Source organism: Myxococcus sp. CA039A (assembly GCF_013336645.1).
GTDB lineage: Bacteria > Myxococcota > Myxococcia > Myxococcales > Myxococcaceae > Myxococcus > Myxococcus llanfairpwllgwyngyllgogerychwyrndrobwllllantysiliogogogochensis.
In genome coordinates, this window is sequence record NZ_JABUMQ010000364.1 from 1 (window position 1) to 10,421 (window position 10,421).

5 protein-coding genes are annotated in these 10,421 nt (G+C 71.1%); 4 read left to right on the plus strand and 1 reads right to left on the minus strand.

Going from position 1 to position 10,421, the window contains the following annotated elements:
- Positions 1 to 38: 38 nt before the first annotated feature.
- From HR086_RS39790 to HR086_RS39805, 4 genes are all read left to right on the plus strand, one after another.
- Complete coding sequence (locus HR086_RS39790; RefSeq protein ID WP_174468221.1) at positions 39 to 1,910, plus strand: OPT family oligopeptide transporter; 1,872 nt, start codon at positions 39 to 41, stop codon at positions 1,908 to 1,910.
- 15 nt (positions 1,911 to 1,925) lie between these two features.
- Positions 1,926 to 5,807, plus strand: coding sequence for a serine/threonine-protein kinase PknK (locus HR086_RS39795; protein ID WP_174468222.1), 3,882 nt, complete (start codon positions 1,926 to 1,928; stop codon positions 5,805 to 5,807).
- A 163-nt stretch (positions 5,808 to 5,970) separates the two neighbouring features.
- Positions 5,971 to 7,467 carry a hypothetical protein gene (locus HR086_RS39800; protein WP_174458981.1) on the plus strand — a complete coding sequence of 499 codons (1,497 nt, stop codon included), beginning with the start codon at positions 5,971 to 5,973 and terminating at the stop codon, positions 7,465 to 7,467.
- A gap of 3 nt (positions 7,468 to 7,470) precedes the next feature.
- Entirely contained in the window at positions 7,471 to 8,868 is a 1,398-nt protein-coding gene (locus HR086_RS39805) for a serine/threonine-protein kinase (RefSeq protein ID WP_174458982.1), read from the plus strand.
- A gap of 3 nt (positions 8,869 to 8,871) precedes the next feature.
- On the opposite strand, the gene HR086_RS39810 is transcribed toward HR086_RS39805, so the two are convergent.
- Complete coding sequence (locus HR086_RS39810; protein WP_174459008.1) at positions 8,872 to 10,290, minus strand: sigma 54-interacting transcriptional regulator; 1,419 nt, start codon at positions 10,288 to 10,290, stop codon at positions 8,872 to 8,874.
- Between the last annotated feature and the right edge of the window lie 131 nt (positions 10,291 to 10,421).

Genomic DNA, 10,421 nt, shown 5'->3' on the forward strand with positions numbered 1-10,421 from the left:
GTCCTGGAGGGGGTCGGGATGAAAAGATGGGGCAGCCCATGGCCTTGCCCTCACCGCATGCCTCGCCCGAGGAAGAGGCGTCTCCCCTGGCGCCGTCTCCCGAGTCCCTGACGCTGCTGAGCATCCCGGGGGACTCACCCGAGGCCACGGACTCCTACTGGCTGACCCACGTCTACCAGGGGGACCGACTGCCGCAGTTCACCGCGCGCTCCGTACTGCTCGGCGCGGGCATCGGCGTCATCACCTGTGCCACCAACCTCTACGTGGGACTCAAGACCGGACTCGCCTTCGGTGTCGCCATCACCGCAGCGTTGCTCGCACATGCATCGCACGGGCTCCTGCGCCGCCTCACCCCGGGCCTCGCTGGCGCGCCCCTGTCTCCGCTGGAGACGTGCAATGCGCAGACGGTGGCCTCCGCGGCCGGCTATGCCACGGGTGGCGCGCTCGTCTCCGTGCAGGGCGCCTGGCTCATCGTCACCGGCCAGCATCCCTCCGGTCCGACACTCCTCGCGTGGACCTTCTTCCTGTCCGCGCTCGGGGTCCTCTTCGCCGTGCCCTTCAAGCGGCAGCTCGTCGACCACGAGCAACTTCCCTTCGCCTCCGGCACCGCCGCCGCCACCACCATTCGCGCGCTGCATTCGACGGGGGCTGAAGCGACGCCTCGATTGCGTCTGCTCGGACTGGGAGGCCTGCTCTCAGGGCTCGTCACCGTGGTCCGTGATGGACTGGGACGGCTTCCTCTCTCGATTCCATTTCCGGGCTCGTGGGGTGGCTTGCCCCTGGAGCGGCTTGGCTTCGGGCTGGAGGTGAGCTTGTTGCCCATTGGCGCGGGCGCGCTGCTCGGGCCTCGCACCACGGCGTCGCTCCTTTTAGGCGCGCTGCTGATTCACGGAGTCGTGGCGCCGCGCGTGTTCGCCTCCGGGCTCGTGTCCGTGGAGAAAGGGAACTTCCTCGAGTGGAGCCTGTGGCCTGGCGCCGCCATGCTCGCCACCGCGTCGTTGCTCCATTTCCTGCTCGAAGGCCGTGTCCTCCGGCGGGCCTTCCGCGGATTGTTCTCCCGCCGCACCTCTCCACCGCATCCCGTGGACGCGCTCCAGGTGCCGCACAGGTGGCTCCTCGCGGGCCTCTGCGTGGTGACGCCCGCGACCCTCCTCGTGGCACATCGAGGCTTCGGCGTTCCGCTCGCGCACGCGGCGCTCGCCATCGCGCTGTCGTTCGTCCTGTGCCTCATCTCCTGTCGTGTCACCGGCGAGACGGATGCCACTCCGGTGGGCGCGCTCAGCCAGGTGACCCAGCTCACCTACGGCGTCTTGCTGCCACACAACATCCACGCCAACCTCGCGACCGCGGGCATCACCGTCAACTCGGCGTCCTCGGCCGCGGACCTCCTCACGGACCTGAAGACAGGGCACCTGCTGGGTGCGCATCCCCGACGCCTGTTCCTCGCGCAGTTGCTCGGCTCGGTGGTGGGAGCGCTCGCGGTGGTGCCGCTGTTCTTCCTGCTCGTGCCAGACCGTGAGGCACTTGGAGGCGAGCGCTTCCCCGCACCCGCTGCGTTCATCACCGCGAGCGTCGCGCGAGTCCTGTCCTCGGGGCTGGGAAACCTGGAGCCCGCGACCCGCGCGGCCGTGGGCTGGGCCGCGCTCGCCGCCGTCGTGCTCGTCTTCGCTGAGCGGCTGCTCCCCCAGCGTGCCCGGCGTTGGGTACCCTCGCCCCTGGGCATGGGGCTCGCGTGTCTGTTGGCACCCTCGTACTCGCTGAGTCTCTTCCTTGGCGGGCTTGTTTCCGCCTTGGTGGGATACGTGAAATCCACGACAGCGGAGGGACGCGTGGCGACGCTGGCCGCGGGGACCATCGCGGGCGAGGGACTGGTCGGCGTTGCCATCGTCCTGCTGCAAACGCTCTGGTAGCGTCACGTTCCACCGATGCGCTGCCCGAACTGCTACCGCCGCCTTTTGCCGGGCGCGGCCTGTCCCGTGCACGGCTCGCGAGATGCTGGCGGCCCTGCCAACGAAGGACTGCCGCTCGCGGACGTTCCTGGCGTGCGCGTCGCCGCGCCCCTGGGCAGCGGTGGCTTCTCGCAGGTCTTCACCGCGTATCGGGACTCGGATGGTCGCGAGGTGGCCCTGAAGCTGGGGCATGGACCTCACCACGAGCGCTTCGCTCGCGAGGCCACCGCCCTGCGCCGCGTGGGGCCTCCCACCGTGCCGGAGCTGCTCGAGCACGGCGTGGCTCGCGGGCGTCCCTTCCTGGTGATGGAACACCTGCATGGCCAGACGCTCGCCGCGTGGATGGCCGCGCTGCCTGGCTCCGGTGCCGCGTCGCTGTCGCATGTCCGGGAGATGCTCCGTGGGTTGTGCTCGGCGCTGGAGCGGACGCATGCCGCGGGCGTCGCGCACCGGGACCTCAAGCCGGAGAACGTCTTCCTTCGCGAAGGTGGCGCGCTCAGCCTGCTCGACCTGGGCCTGGCGCGTTTCTATGACGTCGAGGGCGACGACCTGGCGGACGAGCTTCCTCCGGGCGTGACACCCGCGGGACAGCGGCTGGGCACTCCGCTCTACATGGCTCCAGAGCAGTGTCTCGATGCCAGGCTCGCCAGCACGGCGGCCGACATCTACTCGCTGGGAGTCCTCCTCTTCGAGCTGCTCACGGGCGCGCCCCCCTTCGTCGGCAGCCCAGAGCAGATCCGCCACGGCCACGTCAGCTTGAGACCGCCCCGTGTCTCGGAGCGTTGCGCGCTTCCTCCCGCGCTCGATGAGGTGCTGCGCACGTGTCTGGCCAAGTCCCCGACGGAGCGCTTTGCCCGGGCTCCCGATGTGCTCGCCGCTTTCGATGCGGCCTGTCACGTCGCGGTCTCTCCGAGCGTCGTCCAGCCCGGCGAAGTCCCCGCCGCCTCGGCCCTCCAGGTCGTCGGCTCGGGAGTCCGGCAGGTGGCGCTGCTGGGCCTGCATGCCTCGCTGTCCGTGGATGCGGTGCTGGCCGCCATCGAACCGCAAGGAGGTGTCCTCGCGCGTGTGAAGCGCGGTGGCTATGTCATCGCCTTCGCCGAGTCGCTCACCGCCGAAGCGAACGTCCGCGCAGGCGCGCTCACCGCGCGGCGACTGGTGGAAGAGGGCGAGTCCTCGGCGGTCCTCCACCTCGCGGAGCTGCATGTCCTCGTCGGGACAGCCACGCTGCGGATGGCGGGGCCCGCCCTCGACGCGACGGGCGACTGGTGGCCCACGGACTGGGTGCCGGGCGAGACACGTGTCACCGCCGCCGCGGCCGCGCGACTGGAGCCAGGGGCCACCGAGGCGGTGGCTTCCTCGGAGGCGAGCGTCGTCGATTCCACGCCCGTCGGCGGACGACTGCGGTTGCTCGACAGCGGTGCCTCCAGCTCCGTGTCGGAGCCGCCTCCGCTCGTGGGGCGCGAGCCGTTGGTCGACCTGCTCATCCAGGAGGCCACGCGCTGCCTCACCCTCGGCGTGCCCGGCTTCTCGGTCCTCACCGGTGACGTGGGGCAAGGCAAGTCACGGGTCATCGAGGCGCTCGCGACACGGTTGGAGGCCGAGGGCCGTGCCCAGGTCTTCCGCCTGCGCGCGGCGGCTCCCGACGTCTCGGCTCCGGAGGCCATGCTGGACGTGCTGCGGGCCTCCGTCGGCGAGGGGGCATCGCCACTCCCCGAGACTCCTCGCTCCGGACCCATTCCCCTCGCCGATGCGCGCCACGCCGCCGCGCGCTGGCTCGCCGAGGCGCTCCGACACCGCGCGCGCGAGACGCCTCGCGTGTTGTTGCTGGATGATGCCCACCTGGCCGACCCCACCAGCCTGGATGCGCTGGAAGTGGCCACGCTGGCTGGTGCGTCCGCTCCGCTGTGGGTCTGCGTGGTGGCTCGACCCGCGCTGCTCGGGCTGCGTCCTCACCTGGGCGAGCGTAGCGCGCACGCGTCGCGGCATGTCCTGCCGCCCCTGCCGCCCGAGGCCAGTCGCGCCTTGCTCCTGCACCTGCTTCGTCCGGCGGAGCATGTCCCCGAGCCCGTGCTGGCGCGCCTGGAGCAACTGGCCCAGGGCGTGCCCCTGTCCCTGGTGGAGCTGGCGGTCGCACTGAGGACCGCCGGGGCGCTGCGTGCCGCGCCGGGCGGGGGTTGGTACATCGCCCCGGACGCGCTGCTGGACGTGTCGGTGACGCCGTTGTTTCAGCGCCTTGCTACCCGCGTGCTCGCGGGACTGCCCGAGGCCCATGGCGTGCTGGCGCGTCTGTGCGCGGTGCTGGGCTCCGAGCTGGATGTCACGCGCGTGGACGCGGCCCTGCGGTACCTGGAACCGCGCGACGAACAGGTGGGGGTGGCCACGTCGCTGGACGCGGGCGCGGGCTTGCAGCGACTCGCTCGCGCTGGACTGCTGCGACCCATGGGCCTGGGGCGCTTCGCCTTCCGTCATCCGCTTCTGCGCGAGGCGCTCGAAGCGCTCCTTCCTCCCGCGACGCGCCGTGCGCTGCATGCCGCCGCGCGCCAGGCCACCTCGGGCAACTCGCCCGCGGAGCGCCGTCGTCGCGCGCACCATGCCGCGGCCTGTGGAGCGCACGAGGAAGCCGCCATCGCCTTCCTGGTGCTGGCCGAAGAGGCGCGTCGCGCGCACCAGTCGGTGGAGGCGGAGCAGCACTTCACGCGCGCCCTCTCCCTGCTGCTGGAGGAAGACACGGGGCGCCGGGCACTCGCGCTGGCCGGACGCGGCCGTGTGCGGCATCGCCTGCAGCGCTTCCATGAAGGGCTTGGAGACCTGGCCGCGGCGCGAGTCCTCGCGGAGGGGCGCGGCGACATGGCCCTGTCGTTGGACCTGCTGCTGGAGGAGGCCACCGCGCGTGACTGGATGGAGGACGTGGATGGCTCGACGGCGTGCGCGCGCGAGGCGCTGGAGCGAATCGAGCACCTCGATGACCCGCGCCTGTCCCTGCGCTGCTCGCTGGCCCGGGGCCGTCTACACGTGCGTCAGGGAGAGTGGGGCCCGGCGGCGCGCATCCTCTCCTCCGTCGTCGAGGGCGCCGAGGGCGCGCGCGAGCATGAGACGCTCGTCGTCGCCCTGGCCATGCTGGGCTCCGCGCTGACCTTCCTCCAGCGCACGGAGGAAGCCGCCGCTCGTTTCGAGGAGGCCGTGTCGCGCTGCGAGGCCGCCGGCGATGCGCTGCACCTGGCCGCCACCCTCATCAACCGCGTGTTGTTGTGGCTGGGGCAGGGCGATGTGACGCGAATGGAAGGAGACCTGCGCCGCGCCATGGGCCTGGGCCGCGAGCTGGGCCACGCCCAGGTGGAGCGCTGGTCCACCTTCAACCTCGCGGAGGTGCTCTACATGCAAGGGCGATTGGCGGAGGCCCTGCCGCTGGCGCGTCGCTCGCACGAGCTGGGGGTTCGCTTCTTCCTCGAGCACCCGGTGCCCCTGGATGCGTTGCTGCTCGCGCGCATCGGCGCCGCGCTGGGCGACCTGGGAGAGGCGTCCCGACAACTGCGCTGGATTGAGTCCCATTGTCCGCCGGCGTCCCTGCCTCCCACCGCGGTCATGCGTCGGTTGGTGGAGCTCCAGGTGCGCGAGGCCGAGGCCGGTGCGGGCTCACATGAGTCCCGGGCCTGGCATGCCCTGGAGGAAGAGGCGCGAGAGCTGGCCTCCCCCGACGAGAAGGCGGAGCTGCTCCTCCAGGCCGCGCACTCCGCCTTCGCCGCCCGCAAGCTGGCGGAGGGCCTCATCTGGTTGGCCCAGGCCGAGAGCGCCGTGTCAGCCGCGCCCCTGTGGCGCCCCCGGCTCGTCGCCCTCCAGGACGTAGCGAGGCGGGTGTAGCGCGAGCCGCTACAAAGCCGCGCGGACGTGACCTTCCGCGCTACAGCGGACGACCTGCCAGGGCGGCTTCGAGACGGCAAGGTGACCGGCGGCGCGCTGGCCTGGAGCGTGCTTCTGTAGGGGGTATTTCGCCAATTCCGTGTTTTTCACTGGAGGAGCGTCCATGGGTGTCACTGTCCGTCGCCCCCCGTCGGGAATCGTGTCCGTGCTGTGCCTGGTCCTGGCCGGCTGTGGTGGAGGAGGAAGTGGGCCCACCACCCCTCCAGCACCCGAGGTCGGAGAGAGCCAGGCGGAGATTCGCATCGCCAACTCCCTGTCCACCGACGCGCTCGTCCTCAATGCCATCGGCACCAACCCCGAAGCCAACGGGCTGCTGGCGACGACGAGGCTGGTGGACCTCTTCAGCCCGCTAGGTGGAGACCCGCGCATCCTCAAGCAGCTGCATGACCCGGACGCGCAGAAGTTCATGGAGTACCTGGTGAGCTGCGCGCTGGGGCCCAACCAGACGCTCTGGTACTACAACCCCCGAGGTTCGAACCCGGGCCCCCGCGTGTGGGGTGGCAAGGCGGGCCTGTGCACGCAGTGGCTCACGTCGGCTCCCTCGCAGGCGTGTCTCAACCGGGTCTCCGCGTGCCTCCTGTCGCGCAACAACGCGCTGGGCCGCCGAGTGGAGTTGTCCATCCGGGGCGAGGTGCCGGGAGACCCGAGCATCTTCTACCTGGAGGCCGTGACGAAGCCCGCCGAGTACGAGCCGACCACGGCCGTGAAGCTCGACAGCTTCGCCCTGTGTACCGGGAGCGAGACGGGCGCTCAGCGCGACTGTGGCTGGACGGCTGACGGCATCGGCGTTTGTATCCCGGGGTCGACGGTGTCGTTGGGCGCGGGGGGCGTTGTCTCGTGCCCCGGCCCGGCGGTGGGGTCCAGCTCGGGTGCCCAGATGGTGTTGCGCGTCTGCTCGGGAGTCGTCGGCTGCGATTCGGCCCGCACCACCAATCTGGGCGAAGGGGACTCGAGCTGCGCGGGCTCGGAACCCATTGTCACCTTCACCTGCCCCGTGGAGGGCTACTACAGCGTGATGACGGCGCCGTGGGACAGCGACGACGCGGGCACCGCCAGCGTGGACGTGTCAGCTGACTCGCCCACGCGATATGCGCTGTCCGAGTCGCAAGTGTTCGCGGTGCGTGAGGGCGCCTTCTACGGCAACGTCTTCGACCCGAAGGCCCTGGCCACCAAGGTGTCCGTGGAGGAGGTGCAGGTCGGTGGCGAGCGACCGCGTTTCGTCGTGGTCGGCGACGACGCCATCATCGAAGGTGCCATCTACAGGAAGATGTACTCCTGCTACGACCCTTCCTGGGGCGACGGCGCGGCGTACTCCTCGCATCGCGTCTGCGCGCTCCCCAACGCTGGCGCCAACTGCGCGGCCACCGTCGCGGGGCCGTGCTGGGGCTCCGCCGTGAAGCCGTCCCTGCCAGGCAGGTGCGAGGTGAATGACGGCCCGCAGGTGCCCGGAGACGGCGACTACGAGCGGTGCAAGGACCCCTACGGGAACATCTGGAAGGAGCCGGTGACCACGTTCCTCCATGACCCGTGTGGGCCCGTGAGCGATGACCAAACGGGCAAGCTGTGCGGCCGCACGGTGCGACCGCGCAAGGAGCGCTAGTCGATGACGACGGGAGGCGTGGAGTCGCTCTATGGCGAGGAACTGCGGCCAGGAGCCCTGGTGGGTCGTTGGGTGGTGGAGCGCGTCCACTACCGAGGCCCGGTCTCCACCCTCTATCGTGCTCGGGACGTGGGAGGCGGAGGCGCCTCGGCGCTGAAGGTCCTCCAGTCGTCGGCGCTGACGACGGACACCGCGCTGCGCCGCTTCCGTCGCGAGGCGGCCACGCTCCAGCGGCTGAGTCATCCGCACATCGTCGGTGTGCACGACTATGGCGAGCTCCCGGATGGCAGGCCCTTCATCGCCATGGAGTGGCTGGAGGGCAGGGACCTGGCCGCGGAGCTGGCGGCGCGGGGGCCTCTGTCCTCACGTGAGGCGCTGGAGGTGCTGGAGCAGGTGGGCGCCGCGCTGCGGGTGGCCCATTCCGCGGGCGTGGTGCACCGGGACCTCAAGGCGCAGAACGTGATGAAGCTGTCCGGGAGCGGCGAGTCTCTCGTGGTGAAGCTGGTGGACTTCGGCGTGGCGAAGGGGCTGACGGCGGACTCGCCCGGTGCTTCTTCGCTCACCCATACCGGCGTGGCCCTGGGCACGCCGCTGTCCATGGCGCCGGAGCAGATTCGCGGTGAGGCGCCCGATGCCCGCACGGACCTGTACGCGCTGGGCGTGCTGCTGTTCCAGCTCGTCACCGGACAGCCTCCCTTCCAGGGCGCCACCCGGCATGAAGTCGAGGAGCAGCACCTGCACGCGCCCCCTCCGAGGCCCGGCGAGCGAGCCCCGGTGCCCGAGGCGCTGGACGACGTGGTGCTGCGCTGTCTGGCCAAGAATCGCGAGGACCGCTACCCGGACGTCGTCGTGCTGCTGGAGGACCTGCGGCGCGCGGTGGGAGGAGAGAAGCCGCGCGAGGCCCAGGGCCACGCGGTGGCGCTCTACGCGGAAGCGCGACTGTCGCGGGCCCCCGACTCCGCGCTGCTGGAGCGGATGGACTCCCTGCTGGAGCGGACCGGCGCGGTGGCTCGGGAGGCGGGGCTCGAGGTGCGACTGGAGGGGAGCGGCTGCCTCATGGCGCTGGCGGCTCTGCCCGATGACGCCATCTCCGAGCGCGCCGTGCGTGAGCGTGTGCTCGCGGCGGCCCTGTCGCTGCTGGAGGGCGCGCGCGACTCCCGCGATGCGGACGGCGTGCCCGTGGAGCTGGCCATCACCGTCCACGTGGACCGCCTTCCCAGTTCAGAGGGACGCGGGAGCGCGGACGGCAGCCTGCTGCACCTTCCCGGCTGGGTCGCGGACTTCCAGGACGCGGGGCTGGTGGCCACCGGGGCGGCGCTGCGGGACTTGGAGTCGGGCTTCCTCGCCGCGCCGTTGCCGGGCGGCGGAGCCATCTGGTCCCGCGTCACCGGCCGACGCTGACGCTCACGGCTTGATGCCGTGGCGGCGCAGCAGTCGGTAGAGATGCACCCGGTCCATGCCCGCGGTGACGGCGGCCTGGGCCACCTTGCCCTGGTGCTTCTCCAACAGCGCGCGCAGATAGCGCCGCTCGAAGTCGTCCACCGCGCGGCGGCGCTGGTCCGCGTAGGGCAGGCTGGGGTCCACCTCCATGGGGTTGCCCGAGCGCGACTCGTCCTCGGTCAGCTCCACGGCTTCCTCGAAGACGAGGCAGCGCTCCAGGTAGTTGCGCAGCTCGCGCACGTTGCCGGGCCACGCCGCGTAGCGCAGCCGCGCCAGGAAGTCCGGCGTGCGCAGCGAGGCCGTGCGCTCGCGGTCCGCGCCCAGCGAGCCGAGGATGCCCTCCACCAGCAGGGGCAGGTCCTCCGGACGCTGACGCAGCGGGGGCAGGGGGATGCGCAGAACCGCGAGCCGGAAGAAGAGGTCCGAGCGGAAGCGTCCCGCGTTGACCTCCGCGCGCAAGTCACGGTGCGTGGCCGCCATCAACCGCACGTCCACCGGCTGGTACGTGTTGCTGCCGACGCGGCGAATCTCCCGGTTCTCCAGCACGCGCAGCAGCTTGGGCTGCAGCTCCGCGGGCAGCTCGCCAATCTCGTCGAGGAAGACGGTGCCGCCAATGGCCTCCTCGAAGACGCCCGCGCGGCGATGGACGGCGCCGGTGAAGGCGCCCTTCTCGTGGCCGAACAGCTCGCTCTCCAGGAGGTGCGCGGGGATGGCGCCGCAGTCCACCACGAGGAAGGGCCCGTCCTTGCGGCGGCCCGCGTCGTGGATGGCCTGCGCGGCCTGGCTCTTGCCCGTGCCCGTCTCGCCCTCCAGCAGCACCGTGACGTCGCGAGACGCGGCGCGCTCCATCATCGCGAAGCACACGCGCATGGCCACCGAGGCGCCCACGAGCGTCCCGAAGCGCGTGCTCTCCGACACCGGCAGCCGGTTGTTCTCCGCGCTGAAGTCGAACCGCAGCACCACGCGGCCCAACCTCAAGAGGGAGCCGCTGCGCAGCACGCCCTCCATCACCTGGACGCCATCCAGGATGACGCCGTTGAGGCTGTCCAGGTCCCTCACCTGGGGGCCCTTGGGGCCGATGCGAATCTCGCAGTGGAAGCGCGACACGGTGGAGTCATCCACCGCGAAGTCGTTGAGCGGGTGCGAGCCCACCGAGCAGGTGTCCGCCGTGGACTCCCACGTGCTGCCGGAGTTGGTGCCTTCCACCACCGTCAGGCGGAAGCGGCGCACCGTCGACGCGTCATAGGCACGGCGCCCTTGCTCATAGGGCAGCGTCACGTGCAGCGCTTCGTCTCCTGAGTCCCGGGCCTCCAGCTTCCAGAGCGAATCGTTCTGCACGTCTGGAGTTAAGGGGGTTGTGCGGGCCCGGTCGGAAGCAGACATGAGCTTCAGGATAACATGGCCGCGTGACGCCGAGTCTTCGCTCATCCATCTCCGCCTGCCTGGCAGGACTCCGGGGAACGCCCTCGCGGAGACCCGGCGCGGCGAGACACCGGCCGGGCTCCGCGCCCCCC